Source organism: Streptomyces sp. Je 1-369, assembly GCF_026810505.1.
Classification (GTDB): Bacteria; Actinomycetota; Actinomycetes; order Streptomycetales; family Streptomycetaceae; genus Streptomyces.
The window spans coordinates 292968-308170 of the sequence record NZ_CP101750.1 but is presented as its reverse complement, the minus strand read 5'-3'; the positions used below and the strand labels follow the sequence as shown (position 1 = coordinate 308170).

The 15203-nt window shown below is 67.3% G+C and carries 15 protein-coding genes; 5 read left to right on the top strand and 10 right to left on the bottom strand.

Annotated elements, in window-relative coordinates:
* Positions 1–668: 668 nt before the first annotated feature.
* The 3 genes from NOO62_RS01365 to NOO62_RS01355 all read right to left on the bottom strand — a co-directional run bounded on the left by NOO62_RS01365 (position 669) and on the right by NOO62_RS01355 (position 2589).
* The gene (locus tag NOO62_RS01365; RefSeq protein ID WP_268769035.1) at positions 669–1265 is read right to left on the bottom strand and encodes a hypothetical protein; all 597 of its coding nucleotides are present in this window, start codon (positions 1263–1265) and stop codon (positions 669–671) included.
* Positions 1266–1545: 280 nt separating this feature from the next.
* Positions 1546–1773, bottom strand: coding sequence for a hypothetical protein (locus NOO62_RS01360; protein ID WP_268769034.1), 228 nt, complete (start codon positions 1771–1773; stop codon positions 1546–1548).
* A 123-nt stretch (positions 1774–1896) separates the two neighbouring features.
* Positions 1897–2589 (bottom strand): hypothetical protein, encoded by a 693-nt coding sequence (locus NOO62_RS01355; RefSeq protein WP_268769033.1) that lies wholly within the window; start codon positions 2587–2589, stop codon positions 1897–1899.
* A 211-nt stretch (positions 2590–2800) separates the two neighbouring features.
* On the opposite strand from NOO62_RS01355, the gene NOO62_RS01350 reads away from it, so the two are divergent.
* The gene (locus NOO62_RS01350; protein WP_414930749.1) at positions 2801–3331 is read left to right on the top strand and encodes a transposase; all 531 of its coding nucleotides are present in this window, start codon (positions 2801–2803) and stop codon (positions 3329–3331) included.
* Between the two features lie 367 nt (positions 3332–3698).
* Here the strand turns inward: NOO62_RS01350 and NOO62_RS01345 are convergent, their stop codons facing one another.
* Positions 3699–4274, bottom strand: a complete 576-nt coding sequence (locus NOO62_RS01345) for a hypothetical protein (protein ID WP_268769032.1) — start codon at positions 4272–4274, stop codon at positions 3699–3701.
* A gap of 454 nt (positions 4275–4728) precedes the next feature.
* Here NOO62_RS01345 and NOO62_RS01340 point away from each other — a divergent pair, with 454 nt between their 5' ends.
* Together NOO62_RS01340 and NOO62_RS01335 are read left to right on the top strand one after the other, a co-directional pair.
* The gene (locus NOO62_RS01340; protein ID WP_268769031.1) at positions 4729–5475 is read left to right on the top strand and encodes a hypothetical protein; all 747 of its coding nucleotides are present in this window, start codon (positions 4729–4731) and stop codon (positions 5473–5475) included.
* A gap of 281 nt (positions 5476–5756) precedes the next feature.
* A complete protein-coding gene (locus NOO62_RS01335; protein ID WP_268769030.1) occupies positions 5757–5927 on the top strand; it encodes a hypothetical protein in 171 nt (56 codons plus the stop codon).
* A 298-nt stretch (positions 5928–6225) separates the two neighbouring features.
* On the opposite strand, the gene NOO62_RS01325 is transcribed toward NOO62_RS01335, so the two are convergent.
* The 3 genes from NOO62_RS01325 to NOO62_RS01315 all read right to left on the bottom strand — a co-directional run bounded on the left by NOO62_RS01325 (position 6226) and on the right by NOO62_RS01315 (position 9071).
* Positions 6226–6780, bottom strand: coding sequence for a hypothetical protein (locus NOO62_RS01325; protein WP_268775971.1), 555 nt, complete (start codon positions 6778–6780; stop codon positions 6226–6228).
* Positions 6781–6866: 86 nt separating this feature from the next.
* A complete protein-coding gene (locus tag NOO62_RS39205) occupies positions 6867–7916 on the bottom strand; it encodes a TniQ family protein (RefSeq protein ID WP_414930967.1) in 1050 nt (349 codons plus the stop codon).
* 690 nt (positions 7917–8606) lie between these two features.
* Entirely contained in the window at positions 8607–9071 is a 465-nt protein-coding gene (locus NOO62_RS01315) for a hypothetical protein (protein WP_268769029.1), read from the bottom strand.
* Between the two features lie 691 nt (positions 9072–9762).
* Between NOO62_RS01315 and NOO62_RS01310 the strand changes: the two genes are divergently transcribed.
* Both NOO62_RS01310 and NOO62_RS01305 read left to right on the top strand, forming a co-directional pair.
* Positions 9763–10935, top strand: coding sequence for a hypothetical protein (locus NOO62_RS01310; protein WP_268769028.1), 1173 nt, complete (start codon positions 9763–9765; stop codon positions 10933–10935).
* A 21-nt stretch (positions 10936–10956) separates the two neighbouring features.
* Positions 10957–11400: a hypothetical protein gene (locus NOO62_RS01305; RefSeq protein WP_268769027.1), complete on the top strand. Its 444-nt coding sequence runs from the start codon at positions 10957–10959 to the stop codon at positions 11398–11400.
* Between the two features lie 274 nt (positions 11401–11674).
* On the opposite strand, the gene NOO62_RS01300 is transcribed toward NOO62_RS01305, so the two are convergent.
* The 3 genes from NOO62_RS01300 to NOO62_RS01290 form a co-directional block, all read right to left on the bottom strand.
* The gene (locus NOO62_RS01300; protein WP_268769026.1) at positions 11675–12124 is read right to left on the bottom strand and encodes a hypothetical protein; all 450 of its coding nucleotides are present in this window, start codon (positions 12122–12124) and stop codon (positions 11675–11677) included.
* Between the two features lie 100 nt (positions 12125–12224).
* Complete coding sequence (locus tag NOO62_RS01295; RefSeq protein ID WP_268769025.1) at positions 12225–12998, bottom strand: hypothetical protein; 774 nt, start codon at positions 12996–12998, stop codon at positions 12225–12227.
* A gap of 54 nt (positions 12999–13052) precedes the next feature.
* A complete protein-coding gene (locus NOO62_RS01290; RefSeq protein WP_268769024.1) occupies positions 13053–14897 on the bottom strand; it encodes an FGLLP motif-containing membrane protein in 1845 nt (614 codons plus the stop codon).
* Positions 14898–15203: the final 306 nt, after the last annotated feature.

Below are 15203 nucleotides of genomic sequence, written 5' to 3'. Positions count from 1 at the left end.
CGCCCGACGCCGACGGGTGGGGCAGGGAGCGTGGACCAGGAGGTCAGTGGCAGCCGTACCGGAATGGGGTCCTCGGGCTTGCGGTTCTCCAGCAGGGCAAGAATGAGCTCGACGGCGAGGACGGTCTTACCCGCTCCCGGCGCGCCGGTGATCACCAGACGTCCCGGACGTAGCCGCTGGTAATAGCTCGCCACCTCACTCAGCCGCCCCTCCGTGGCGGCGCCCATCGCGTTGCGTGTTGTGGCGGGACGGGAGACGAAGCGCACATCGATCGCCGTACTGTCCTCACCGAGCAGCTGTGCCCGTGCGCGGCTCTCGGCCTGGAACACCGCTCGAGCCAGCAGGCCCGCCATCACCACCGCGTCACGCTCCTGGTGGCGCAGCGCCCGCCAGGACATCCACCCCGACCAGCCGGCGACGATGAGCCCCGCCAAGCCGATGCATGCCCCCACCGGATCCACATCGCTCCGTGTCACCGCCGGCAGGCCCCACACCGCTACCACGCCCAGCGCAACCGCGCACACGAGCACCCAAAACCATGCGACCCCTCTTTGCACGCCCATGACCTAAGAGCTTGCAACGGGTGGGAAGCGAAAGCGGGCAGGTCCGGGAAACGCGCTGAGCAAGGGTGAGGAGCATTCGAGGCCCGTTCCGCGGTTCCGTGAGGCTCAGTGGTCGGGAGACATGAGGTCAGTCCGCTGCGCGTAGGTTTCCAGCGGCTCCGCCGATGCCCACCAAGACCTGTAGTAGTCCCGGAAGGAGTTGACGGCTTCAGCCGTCTCCAGGCTGTGTCCGCTCATGGAAGATCCATCCGCGGTCAGGAGCAACAGGACCGCGGTGTCATCAAGGATCGCCGTATTGACGGCGTCGACACCGCTGTTGATGGTCACCACGCGGGCGTGGTAGTTGGCAAGACCGTGCATCTCCTCGTAGTGCTCTCGCAACCATTGTGCGGCCGGGGATTGAAAGCTCAGCGGCGGCGTGTTGCACACGTAGCTCGTGTAGACATGTCGCTCGGCGGTGCGTACGAGACGGGTGAACGACAGAAAGAATTCGTCGCTGTTGCGGTAGTGCGTGGAAGCAGTAGGGGCCTGACCATCACGGATCTCGATAACGACTGATAGCAGGACATAGAGTGCGGCATAGATGAGGGGTATCTGCCACTTCACGTCCCACGCGAAGAGGTTCGCGACGATCGACCCGCCGACCACGAACAGGAGAGCAAGCAGCAACAACTTCTGCTCAACGGATTGCAGATTGACCACCCGTCGCACCTGCTCCACCCCCAGCGCGTGAGTGCACCATGCCTGCGGGCAGACAGGTGGCGCTTCGTGTCTACCCCTCAAGCCGATTCAGGATGCGGGTCCGGAGAAGACGTCGACAAGGACGGTGCCGTGGGTGCAGCCCTCGCGGACGAGGTCAGCCCGCCGCCAACGTTCACGGCGCCGCGACGCCGCGGGCGTGACCGCTGTACGCCGCGGGGTGGGCAAGGACCGCTAGAGCCCCCCGGGTGGGGGCGTTTTCATCCCGGTTATAGCGATTCCGTCACTGAGCCGCGCCGTCGGCGGCGTGAGCAAGTTGGTGTTCGTTCTCATTGAAGTCAGCTGGCGTCTCATCCGATCCAGTCGTTTCGTAGGGCCCCAGGGCGAGCTCGGCCTGGTTGGCGATGAGCTTCGGCTCGCACCCGTTGACATGGCTGCGGACCACCCCTGCTGGGGCGAGTCTGTCGTTCGTGTTCGCCAGGATCAGCTCGCGCTGGCGCTCCGAGGGCACGGATAGCGTCCCGGGTCATAGTCGGCCCCGGGCCGTGACTCCGGATGTCCCCCGCTACCTATTCGCCGACGGGGGTTTCCCCGTCGTGGTCCGCCGATGTTTCCCCGGCGCCTTCGGCAAGGTCTACGGGTCTTCGCGGGGTGGGGCCAGTTCTTTGAGTTCGGTGGGGGTTTCCAAGCCTTCGAGGGGGTGCCAGGTGTTGCCGGCCTGGGCTGTGAGCACGATCAGAGCCGCCACGAAGGCGAGCGAGGCCAGCACGAAGGAGCCCTGGAGGGCGTAGGGGTCGCTGGGGTCGGCGCGGCGCAGTATGAAGAAGGCGTGCACGGCGGGGGCTGCCGCGCCGAGGCCGTAGCACCAGAGGGCCAAGTTGTTGATCGCAGTGCCCAAGTGGCGGCGGGTGGCGGGGGCGTGGGCGAAGAGGTCGTTCAGGTGACTGTGGACGGCCGTCTGGAAGGCGGGGTCGCGGCCGATGTCGCCGACGCGCGGGCGGTCGTGGACGGTCTGGTACCGGTTGATGGCGCGGAACGCTGCCGCGGTGACCGGGTGGGATGGCTCAGCCGCAGTCTCCGCCAGCTTCATGCCGTGCCTGTCGAGCAGCCTGTCCTCACTCATCAGACGGACGGCCACCGAGGCCGCACGAGAGGAGTTCAGCAGCAGTCTGCCGGCCTGGTGGTCGGTCGAGCACAACGGCTCGGAGGTGCTCAGCAGGTCCGCGTGGTACGCGTCGAGCCCCGGCCAAGCCCGCACCTGCCGGACCATCCGAGCCTCCACCGACCGCTTCCACGGCCGGGTCGCCAGACCCAGCACGATATTCACACTGGCCAGTGAAACCAGGCAGGTCATCAGCATCTCCATGGGCACGACGATCGATGACACGATGTGCAGCCGCAAGACCCGGGTTCCGACCGGCACTCCAACTGAGGCTGCACTCGAACTACGTCGGATGAGGAGTCGCCTGGATTCGGTGAGAACGGCCAGTTGGCCGAGGTGCGGGGCGTGCGCGTCCTGATGATCTGTCCTAACGCAGTTGGCGCGAGTCTCACCGAACCTGGTCGTTACCTTCCGTCCGGGACCAGCTGCGGCGTTACATCCGCACGGGCAAGGGCCGCTGCCCGTTCCCGGTGACGCTGATCGTCGACTCCCAGTCGGTGAACGCGGCCTCCACCGTCGGCGGGACAGCCGCGGCTACGACGCGGGCAAGAAAATCAACGGGCGCAAAAGACATCTCATGGTCGACACGCTGGGCCTGCCCGTCATGATCACGATGACGGCCGGGGATGTCCGCGATGAGATCATCGCCCGCGACCTGCTTTGGCGCTTGCGGCTCACCCACCCTCAGATCACCCAGGTCTGGGCGTTTTCCGCTTACGCCCGTGACCTGCTGCCCGCCTGGACCGCGGACCACCTGTGGTTGTCGCTCCAGCCCGTGCTGCGGCCCAGGGGAACCCGCGGTTTCGTCGTGCTTGTGACGGCCGCTGATAGTTGGCGGACGGCCGCAGGAATCTCACAGGTGACGCGCGTGTGGTCGAACGTAGTTGGCGAGTTTGGTCGGCGATAGGTGGCGAGCCCATCGTCGTGAGAACCCATCCTTGAACCCTGGGCTGACGTACGGCAGCGGACGGGGCAGCATCACCAGAAGGGTGCATTGAGGGCGACGATCGCCGCTGCACTGCCCGGCTCTATGACGCGGGGTTCGTGGGAAGACCCTGGGGTGGTGGAGGCCCATAGCGTCAGGTCCATGCCAGTGGAGTTCGACCGACGAGCAGGCGGCTTCGTACGGGAAGTTCCCTTGACACCGGACGCCCCTGATCCGACCCGCTGGAGAGTTAAAACGGTCGAAGGTGGCCTCGCCGCGTGGGCGAGGCCACCTTCTCTGAGACGCCGGCTGCGCCCCCTCATCCCGGAGGGCTGCTCTACCGCGTCCGTCAGCCGCCCCGCGGGCCATTGTTGAATTGCCATTGCACCTTCGACATGAGGAACTTCTCCACAGGCGCGCGGCTGACCGAAAGCTTCACGGTGATGGTCTGCTCGGTTGGATCCAGCCCCACCACGGTGCCCTGCTGGACACCCCCCGCGCTGACCCCCATAAAGGGGGCGACGAAGCCGACGTAGTCATCGACGCAGACGCCGTTCCACGGGTAGTCGTCCTCCTCGAACACCTTCATCAGATTGAGGTCCGTAAGATCGACCGTCACGGTGAGCTCGCTGTGCCCCTCGACTCCCTGCTCCTGGAGCCACTCCTGGACCAGCTCCTCAATTGGGTCGCGGCTGTGGCGGTGGCGGCTTACGCCCGCGTCCTGGCCCGTGAGCGGTTCAGCCGTCTCCTGCTTGCAGAGCGTGATGCGTACCGTGCCCGCTTCGTAGTCGAGTTTCCGCACTCGTGCGCACCAGAAACCGCCCGGCAGCCGGAGCAGGTAGGGCTTCGTGCCGCGTTCTGGTCTCACGCGCACGATGCTGCCCTCGCTCACCGTGCTGGTCTTCCAGTCGTCGACCGTCGACATGGTGATCCTCTTCTCTCGCACACTTCTAAGATCGCTACGGCTCCGAAGCTACCGAGCCCTCCACTCCCAGGTACTGCTACAGCCCTCGCTTCACCCCATCGACTTACACGCCGCCGGAGACGCCGCGGTATCCGTTGTATTGCTGTTTCCCGAGGCTGGCACACCTCTCCCGCAGGCGGGCGACGATCGGCGAACGAGGGCCGAATCGCGTTGTGATCCAGGGAAGAAGGGGGCGGAACCGGTCAATTCAGCGCCCGCTCGCAGATCCCAGGGGCTTGGCGAGGGTGTTGACGCGGTTCTCGTGGCTGGGTCCGGCACCGCCCGATGCGATGGCGCCGGACGGGCGCCGCTGAGGGACTTCGCCCGAACGGCAAGAAGGCGCCCCGCCCGCCCAGGCGCTCGATCAGGTTCAAATGCCGCGATTCCTCTGTCCGCGGGTCGTTGATCTCCTAGCGTGAGGGCGCGCATCACGCACCCGGACGAAAGGCTGCACGTGCCTGCCATCACCGCCAAGTGCCACCTCAACAACAAGACGTGGGCCACCTTCGAGGGCCGCATCTGGCCCGAGGGAGCCACCGGCTATGGCTTCGAAGGCACCATCACCGCCACCACGATGCTCGACCGGCGCCGCACCGGCTTCCCCAACAAGGTCCGCCTGGGCCACGGCGGCACCAAGGGCAAGTACGAGCGTCTGGAGTTCGAGATCGAGGGCATCGAAAAGGAGAACACTTTCCAGGTCCGGGGCCGCGGAACCCGCGAGCACAACGACACCGTCGACTTCTACGTCGGTCTCAACAACAAGTCCGACGGATCCTGGGAGGACGGCAAGGAGATCACCACCGTGGCCGGCGGCCCGCCCCAGAAGATCGAGCCCACCTACACGAGCAGCAGAGGCCACTGTGCGTCTTTCGAAGGCAACGTGCGGGCTGATGGTCCCACGGGCTACGTCATCACCGGCAGGCTGTCCGGAACCATCGAGAGCGGCTCGAACTTCCGCCAGGAAGTGACGTTCGGATACAAGACGCCCGGCGGAAGCTGGGCGTACGAGACCACCACGTGGCCCAAAAACATCAAAGTCGAGATCCGTGGCACCCGCGGGTCGGGCGAGGACATCGTGGTCCTCGTCGGCGCGTCCTCCGGCCGCCTGGGCACCTACGAGTACAGCAGCGAGCTGAGGGTCTCCCTCCCCGAGGAATTCTGACCCTTCCCCTCCCAGGGGCGCCCGGCGGCCCTAGGGATCTCTTCCCGGCAGGGCAGCGCGGTACTTCACCGTGACGGCGTCGGTTCGCACTGGGCCGCCCTCCCAGAGCATGAACAAGGCCCCTGCACGCCCAGGCCTTGAAGTTCGACGAGTGGGAGCCACAGGTTCGATGCGGCGGCACTCTCACAAACGGTGCCGCGCGCTGTTCCGGGTGCACTGACGGTCCATGCCGCCGATCCTGGTGGGACAGGACCATGACCAGATCCTTTTGGAGGAGAATCGTGGCCAAGGACAAGAAGCGGGACCGCCGTCAGAAAGCCATCGAAGCTGCCCGGCGGGGGAATGAACAGCATCTGCAATCCTCGATGGACGTTCAGGCAAAGAGCGCGCCCGAAGCGCGAGACACAATCCGAAAAGACGAGCACGAGCAAGAAGATCCTCGATCTTCCTGACGAGTGACGGTCGCCTCCGAGCGACCGAGGCACGAAGCCCTGCCCACCCGGGACCGCCAACAGGCTCCGTCGGGCAGGGCTTAGAAGTGCCATATCAGGGGGTCCGTGACGCTCCGTGGCACGCAAAGGGATTGTGCCCTTCACTGGCAGCCACTGTTGGTGAAGGGCGCAAAGTCGAACGCGTCGTAGTTCCGGGGCCGATAGGAGCTATAGACGCGATTCACGCTCACGTGGTCTGGCCGAGTACGCGGGCGGCCAGCGTCCGATCGTGCCACCCGGATGCGATCGAGGACCGGGATCAACTAAGGCGCGTCACCCCACTGGCCTGGCGTGAGGATGAAGGCCAGCGGCCGGCAGCTGCCGCCGCCAACTGGCCGGCGTATCGCGTGAGGGATTCTCTGAGCACCGTGTAGAAGTGCAGCGTCGGGCTTCTGAACTGCGCCATGATCCAGTACTGGGGGCTGCGTGTGGTGATGGCCATTTCGCGGTTTGGCCCTGCGGCCCGGAGGGTGGGGGCCAGACGCCATTCGCTTCCGGTGACGAGTGTCCAGATGAAGGCGGATGCGCAGGTGCGGAGCTGTTCTTCAGGGCGCCTTGTGGTGCGTGGGAGGCTCTCGCGGATCATGTCCCATTCCTCCGGCCTCAGTGTCCAGCGGGCGAAGGTCTGCCTGCGTGCGCGGTAGTCAGTGGGGTACGGCAGACACGCAATGTGCCGTGCGAGGTCTTCGAAGGCGTGGTCAAGCCATGGTGTCAGACGGTGAAAGACCTGTTTCCTGGTCGGGAGTTCCAGTGGATGGTTCTGGTGCCAGGCGTCCGGGATGCCGAGAAACCGGGCGGCCTGGTGGCGCGGCATGCCCGTGGTGATCCGAACGAGCTGAAGTGCGCAGAAGCGCCGGAAACTGCGGCTCACTCCCATCGGACGGGGTCGTGTGTCCTCGGTCAGGAACGCGAACCAGTCGTTCGGGAGCCACTGCGGAATGTGCTCGGGAAGGTAGCCGCGGGGGTGGATTGGACGGATGGGGGCGTCCCTCCTGCGACGCGGGGCCCCGTTCGGTGACAGGCGTCGCGCGAAGCCGTATTGGATGTGGGCCTGGAGGGCTGCTGAGCCGGATGTGCGGTGCGTGGCCCAGGTCTTGCCCCAGCCGGCCGTGGCCGGGACCGGTGCTCGTTCCAGCAGCGCGGTGATGGCGTGATGTCGCGCTTCCAGGGGGGCAGGGCGATCAGCCGTGCGGCGATGTCCAGCAGGCTGGCAGTGGCGGCGGAGGACTGGGGCGGGGTCGCCCAACGATGGCTCTTCGCGGTCGGGGTCAGGCGCGCTGTGGGGGTCTGCCCCTGGTGGGTGATGTGTTCGTCAAGAGCGTGGACGAGATTCGTCTCGGGGGTGACCGTGGCTGCTGCGGGCCAGGTCGCGCAGACCACGGCGGAGATCGTCTGCAGGTCGGTGAGGGCGGTGAGGGCAGGAGCTGGGGGGTGGGCGGCGTCGAGGAGGCCGAGGATCCAGCCCTGAAGTTTGGCGATGTTGGGTGTGAGGGCGGGATGGTGGGTCTCGTGGGGGCTGTCCAGCCGGGTGGTGCAGAGTGGGTCGCGGGGCAGGCCGGAGGCGGTGTTCCGGCACTGGGCGGGGTGCAGGCCGGTCGTGGAGCTGGCGGGCACGAGTTTCTGTTTGTTGCCTCGGTGGCCGCTGTGGGCCGGCTGCTGGCAGGCCGGGCATAGCTCGCGCAGGAACATGCCGTGGTCGAGGCAGGCGAAGACGGTCGCCAGACGCCATTCGATCTTCCAGGGGCCTCCGTGCCTCCGTTGAATCTCGGTCCCGTTGCCGGCGAGACAGCTGGGGCAGTAGCGGGTGCTTGCGCCCAGGATCCAGGGAGGGAAGAACTCTCGGCGGCGAAACAGCGCGGGCTGGCCCGGGCGGGTGAGGGCGTCTTTGACGGCAGGACTTCGGTTGGCGAACGAACGCAGGGTGAGGCGGTTGGCGGCGGCGTTCGTCAGCCGGGTGGCGAGGACGAACGACCTGCTCGTTCATGCCCGGCGGCAGCGCACGTCTGCGGCTGCGCCAGTCGGTCGGATGACGCCCGAGACGTGCACACGCACGCGTACCTCGCCCGGGCCCGGCTCGGGAACCGGACGCTCGACGAGCCGCAGGACCTCCGGACCGCCGGCAGCCGCCCGGACGACGGACTTCATCTCTCACCTGTCTTTCGCTCGCCCCTCGGGAACCGTCGGCCGGCGCCCGGAGAGGCACGCGACCCTGCACGGGGCACTCCCTACGAACACCCCCTGTAGAACCGCTATTCCAAAAGGGCTCGCGAACAACGATCTCCGGGTTTCGACCTAAGGAAATGACACGCGCCTGAGACAGCAGCCCAGCGGCACGGTCTGAGACAAGGAGCAGGCCCCCGAGCCACGGAGCCGTCACCGGACAGCGAAGCCGAGAACCTACACCGCCCGTGGGCTCGCATTTCGCGCGCGGCAATCTCAGAGGGCAGGGCGCGGCCTGCCGACTACGGCAGGCCGCGGGAGAGCACCACGTCGAGAAGAGCCCGCCCCAGGAACGCTCGCTGAGTTCGAGGGCTGGCCGATCAGGCCAACTGAAGCGCTCAGTCACATTTTCATTGAGCCGAAGCGCGATAGCTGTCACAAAGGCGGGGTTGTTGTCACCGAGGCCGGCGGGCGTCTCCTTCACCGAGTGCCCTGCCCGCCGGACTCGGCGTCGTGTCCCTCGACGGGCCTACGTGGTCGGCGCTCCGGAAGCCGTGTGATGACTCCGCTCGCTGCCAATCCGAGGGTGACGCCGGCGGCGGCGGCGATGGTTTGCGCCCAGGCCTCGCTGAGGGAGCCGGGCAGGGAGGCGCCGGTGAACCGGGCGACGCCCCACAGAAGGGTCACCGCGGCTAGTGCGGCCGGCCAGCGGTGCCGTACTCCCTCGGCGATGTCGTCGATGACGTGGAAAACGAGTAGCAGCACTATGGGCTGGCCGTCGTCTAGTTCGTCGTCCCAGCCGAGCGCGGTGAGCCCGGCTGCGCAGGCGAGTGTGAACAGCCACAGTCTCGCCAGTCGCCGCACGGACGTGGGCGGCTGGCGTCCCGCACCACGTGGGAGCCAGAAGAACCGTGTGGTGTGCTGGACGATCGCGTACTTTCGCATGGCTCGCGTCTCGTTCCCCGGGGTGTCCGACTCCTGCCGGCATTCAGTAGTGAGACGTGCAGGAGCGGGCCGGGGTTGCAGCGGAGTGTCGCCGCACGGAATAGCCTCGGGGATCCGGAAGCTTTCGACCTCGACGCACAAGCGGTGGAACCGGCGCCGTCCGACTCGGGCACTGGAGTGGCGGCCGAGGCCCAGACCTTCACCGAAGACGGTGAGTGCCCCGGCGAGGTCCTGGTCTTCACACAGGCCGATTACCTCTCCTAGCTGGAGGTCTGCTCCTGGGGCGACGGCATCGAGGTGACGTCGGCCACCGCCCGGCGGTTTCTGCGCCCTTGATCCCGGAACCTTTCATAGGCGGTCGACTTGCCCTCTGCCCTCTGGCGGTCGACTCGTCCCCGATGCAGGATTCCTCCCAGGCCAGATGCGCTGAGAATCCAGAGCCGGAGGGTCTCATCCACCCGGCAGTCCCGCACTCAGGACAAGATCCACAGACAAGCGACATTCGATGGGACAGCACGGCCCGGCCACGCCGGCTTATCCGGTCGACTGCCCCAGAGGGCGCCGCGCAGCTTCCCGCCCGCTTCCCGGAGCGGAACGTTTCGTCACTGGATGGGCAAGGTGCTGGACACCCTGGTGCCGTAGCCGTGACTGTGGTTGCCTCAGGGGTTCGACTGGACTCGGGGGGTGTCGCATGGATTCGGCAGGGAGCATGGCGTTATCAGCCGTACAGATACTGACCGGCATGGCGGCAGGGGCGGCTACGGCAGTGGGGGCCGAAGCGGGCCGAGCGGTGGGTGACCTCGTGCGGGCGCGGCTCGGCACTTCGGCGGACGGTCGTGCCGCCCTCGCCGGGATAAGCGCCGATCCGGCGGATCCCTTGGCGACACAGGGACTCCAGGAGGCGATCCGGGAGGCACTGGCCGCCGATCCCGACTTCCGGGACCGCATGGCGGCAGTGCTCGCCGGTCCGCCTCCGGCCGCTGCGCCCGTGTGCACCGTCACCCCCTCGTACAACGGCAGCATCGTCATCGGAAGCGGCAGTGCGGTGCGGCGCAGCCAGATCTCGCTGGGGCCGCTGACGATCACCAACACCCGCACCACCCGCGCCTCCCTCACCGGAATCGCCGCCATACTGCTCGCGCTGATGTCCCTGGCGGTCTACGGCGGAGTTCAGATGGTCACCGGCGGCGACTCCTCCCGACATTCCAGCGGCGCATCCTCGCAGCACCCCCGCGATGCGGTGTCCTCCGCGCCGGCTTCCGGTACATCCGGCGGGGCAGCCCCGGTCGTCCTTGACGCCGCGCGGGCCAAGCAGATCCTTCCGGGCCCGCCGAGCCTGCCGGACGGCTGGAACGTCGCGAGCGACTCGCCGACGACGGAGCGGTGTCGCAGCACCCGCGTCGGTGGCCTCAGTCAAGGAGAGCGCCACGTCATCTGCAAGTCGACCTCGCAGGTCGACCTGCGATCGGTGTACGACCCGGGGCCGGCTGTCAGCTTCGAAGAGGTGCAGATCGAAGTCCTGCCGTACACCAGCACCGACGCGGCGGCCGAGGGGTATCTCGGCCTGAAAATGGAACAGGCCGACTTCGCCGGCGGTACGGAGCCGGCGGAGCTGGCGCGACCGCTCTACGGGGACGAGTCATCCGCCGTCACGCTGACGTACACCGGTGTCACCGACGCCGTAGACAGGTCGCAGGGACGGGCGGTGATCCGCTGCGGGACCGTAGTGGCCGCCGTCTACGTCATGAACGAGGACGGCGGCACTGTCGATCTCGGCGCGCTCAGCGCCCTCACCCAGGCGGTCGCTACCCGCGCTCAGCAGGCGCTGGACGGTAAGGCTCCCACTGCCGCCGTCGAACTGTGAGGCAGGTTCCCCGATCGATGCTTGCTCCCCCCTCGCCGTCCACGCCTTTCCTCAACCGGCTGCGCCGACGGCGCCGCATGGCAGCCCGATGGCGGGAACCGCACCATCACCGCGATCGCCCGCACCGGCAACAAGTACTCCCTGAAGGTGACCGGCTCCCCGCGCCCCGGCTACCGGGAGGGCCTGGCCACCCCGGCCGCCGACGTAGCCCTCGCCGCCTACCTGGCGCTCGCCAGCGACCCGAGCGACTCAGAGCGCGCGACGGCTGAACTCCTCAACTACGCGGCCGCCACCTGGGACCAGCAGGACCTGCCGCTGCGCGACACGCCCAAGCCGTCGCTCGCGCCCTGCGCGCCCGGTAGGGACCGCTGCATGTCCCAACCGCTGGCTCCGCCGCGCGCGTCCGCCCCGTCGAGACCAGGAATTCCAGCACGGGACGATGCCTCTGCTTCGTCCTCCAGGTGAACCCGCGGACCGGCTTCAACGACAGCACCGGCACCGATCTCAGATCCCGGACCGGCCAGACGACCTCCGACCCGATGGTCTACCACGCAGCCGTCCAGCGACTCGCCCAGTTGTCCCGCATCACCAGCTGCGTACGGGCTTCATCCAGGCTCCCGTACGACGACATCAGCTCGTCCAGGGCACACGAACCGGAACAGACCTACCCCCTCGGTGTTCTCAACCGATGTGGCTTCCACGGAAGTCCGCCGCGGCGCAGAAAGGCGGCACATCCGTCCTACCTGTCGAGAAAGCTGCCCGTATCCCCTGACGACGGTGCCTTGGTCGGTGGTGTTTCCTCGGGCAGCAGACCCCAACCGAGGTGCGCGGTGAGGAACGCGGCGACCGTATCCGCATCTGTGCACTCCGCAGGCAGGTCACCTGGCTGAGGTTGGTAGAGGTCAAGCAGTTCATCCCGCAGCCGAGCATCCAGAACCGGTGCTTGGTAGCAGTCGATGGTCCCTCGGTAGAACAGCCAGTCGAAGATTCGCACGGCAGGGGAGCGGCCGGGCCGCGGTACTTCCGCCAGATGGCCGTCCTGCCAGGAGCCGACGTAGACGTAGTCGGCATGCTTCAACGCTTCATCGAGTGTTGGGGTGGGGCGGTCCTTCAGATTCCAGTAGGTACGAGCTTCCGTCTCAGGTATGGGCCCCGGAACTGCGGCAAGCCAGAGGCGATAGTCGAGCACCGAAGCAGCTTGACAGACCGTCCCACCTTGACTGGCCTTGCGACCGGCCACCGTGAACGCACTGAGCGCTCTATCTGGCACCGTGAGTGCACGGTCCACGTCACGAGCCCGGCATCCTGATGCCGCTGGGAGGCGCTGAAGAGCCAGGCGGCACGGGGCCCAAAGCGCCTGAGTCGCGAAACCCCTCGCAGAGAGTGTTGGACCCTTCGGACACATCGTGGCTGGCCAGGCAGACCCAGTGGCCGTTGGCCAGGTCCAGGGTGCAGGTCGGCGCGCCGTCGCCTTCCTGACAGCCGTACCAGACGGGATCTCGCTCGGGCTCCCGGTTGGCGACCCCGGAGGGTGTTCCGCTGAGCACCCCTGTGAGCTGGACACTGCCACCGGTCGGCAGGGCCAGGGTGCACCATGCGTTCTCCTGGCTGGGCCGCGCGTCGAGCTCCTGCGAACAACGCTCATCCGTACGGTCGTTGGTCACGGACACTTCGAAATTGGACGTCATCATCACGTGTACGTAGGCGGTGGCGGGCTCCTCGGGTTCCGTGCTGCTCGACGGAGGCGTGGGGGATACGGCCTTCGTGGACGGCCCCGACGACGTGGCGGTGGGCACGCCACGACGCGGGGGCGTCGTGGTCGTGGCGGAAGGCGAACGGCCCTCTGCCTTCGCGGGTGCGCGGGAGGGAGCGCCCTCACTCGACTGCTCCGCGGTTTCGGTGGGCGCGCCGGTCGGGGACGCGGATGCCGGTCCGCTGCCCGAGCCGACACATCGCGCGAGGACGAGGATCAGCACGAAGACGACTACCAGAGCCAGGACGACCAGCAGGCCACGACGTCCTTCAGGGCCCGATGCCGGTGTCCCCGCACTGCTGTCTGCCATCTGCTGTTCCTCCGGCTGTGCTCGGTGCGTTCGGTGGCCGTGTACGCGACATTCCTACGGCTGACTCCCGGTGACGGCGGACGGGTCCGGCGGTGCCGGGGGAGTCGGCGGCACTGGTGGAGTTGGCGGATCAGCCAGGACAGGCCTCGGCGGTCGGTAGCGGAAGTAGGCCCAGAAGGCCAGAGACAGTGCGCCGAAACCGATGAACAGCGCGAGTGTGGACACGAACGCGGGCGCGGTGCCCTGCCCCAGCACGTCCCGCCGGTTCAGTACCAGCAGGTGCACGAAACAGATCACCGCTACCGCGTAGACGGCCAGCCAGGCGCGGCGGCTCCAGGCCAACAGGCGTCGACCGTCCATCATGTGCAGCGGAATCAGTCCGAAGACAAGAGTCTGCACGCTGAGCAAGAAGACCGCGGACAGCACGGCGTCCAGCATCCGCAAGGGCAGCCAGGTCCCGTCGTGCGTACGCTCCAGGGCGACCCACGCCAGCAACGCGACAGCGAGCAGGCAGAACGTGCCCGCGAGCACGCTGCGTCCTTGGTCTTCGTCCGACAGCTGACGCCTGGCCTCGCCGGCCGTGGCGTATCCGGCGATGAGACCGAAGACATAGCCCGGTACGAATCCGGCCACCACCGACAGGAGTGTGCAGAACGCGGCCAGGACGAGTCCCAACGGCAGGACGAACAGGGCCCCCGCCACACCGTCCGAGAAGCGCCGTGCAAAGGACTCCACCACCACCGCGTAGACCAGGGTAGTCACCGGGAGGGCCACCAGGAGGCCGAAGAAGAGCATCATCGTGTCCCCGCGGATACCGATCGCGGGATCGATCAGGGTGGTCAGCAGTGCTGCGGCCAGCGTGAACCAGCAGAACCGCCGCCGGGGTGACGCCCACAGAGCGCTGACGGTCCGCCCGCCGATGCGCAGAGCGTGCATCGCTGTCCGCCGACGGCGCAACCAAACCGTCCAGGGGAGGAACCAGCCTTCGATCTCCTGCCGGTTCTCCTCGATCGTCTTGTTCACGATGTCTGCGGGGAAGCCGATCAGCAGGATCAGTGCCGAGGCCACCGCCAGCGTCAAGGCCACGCTGCGCAGTCCCCACGGCACCTCGGAGGGCTTGGGGATCGCCGCGAACACCGGTGACTTGTTGAGGGCGGGCGCTGGATCGCCGACAGCGGCTGCCGTCCTGTTGACGGCGATCGGGTAGCTGATCAGCGTGCCCCGGGGGCAGTCGAGTGCGATCCGGTGTCGTCCCTGCGGCGTGTTCGCGGGGACGGTGAACTCCGCTGCGACGTATCCCAGCCCTTCTTTCACGTCCAGCGTGGTCGCCAAGGCGCGGCCGTCCAGCCGGACCTGGCCGCCTGCGCACTCATCGGCGGCGTCCTCGATCCGAATGGTCCGACGCCTCTCGCCCTCCGACACCGTTCCCTCGCTGATCCGGATGCCGGGCCCACCGCCGAAGTGGTAGCTGGGCGCGTCCTGACCAAGCGTTGCGACGTCGAGAGTGCTGCTCCCGACCCTCGCCCAGGACGCGCCGTCGGCAGAACGGCATTCCACGACCACGGTGTGCGATCCGCCCTGATCGCCGGCCGGGACGTTCGGATACTGGAAGCCGACGAGGAAGGAGTCATCACTGACGCGGTACGACGACCAGGTGTCCTGAGTGCCGCTGCTCTCGTTGGACAAGCCCTCCCAGAGCAGGCGGACGGACGCCTGTGCGGGGAAGGCGTCTCCCCCTCGCCGGCAGGTCTCGGGGGCGTTCGACACGCTCAGAACCCCGTACGAGCCTTCGGCCGCCCGGCGCGGCGTCGCCTCCAGCCGCGCGCTCTCGTCCGCCCGTACTGGAGTGGCCGACACGAGCCCCAGGACCAGGACGACCCCGAACAGCCGTGCGGCCAATGTCCCAGCCCGCCCCATGACCCCTCCTCCGCTGACACGTCACCTTGCGCAAGTTGACATCACAAAGGGGTCATGGAGGGGCTACTTTCCGTGATCCCGCCGCAGGGTCAGACGATCGACGTAAGTACCAGTCCGTCGTTCACCGTGTGTTGCAGCTCAAGACGGTGAGCGCCCCCTTTTGCGCCCATGCTCGCGCTCGTCCGTCGGGAGCACCATCACTAGCACCACACTGCGCGGAAGCACCAATGGCCGCAGTCCGGGCCGGTATCGGCGCAGGCGAAATCACCACCACTATGTCGCGATCGA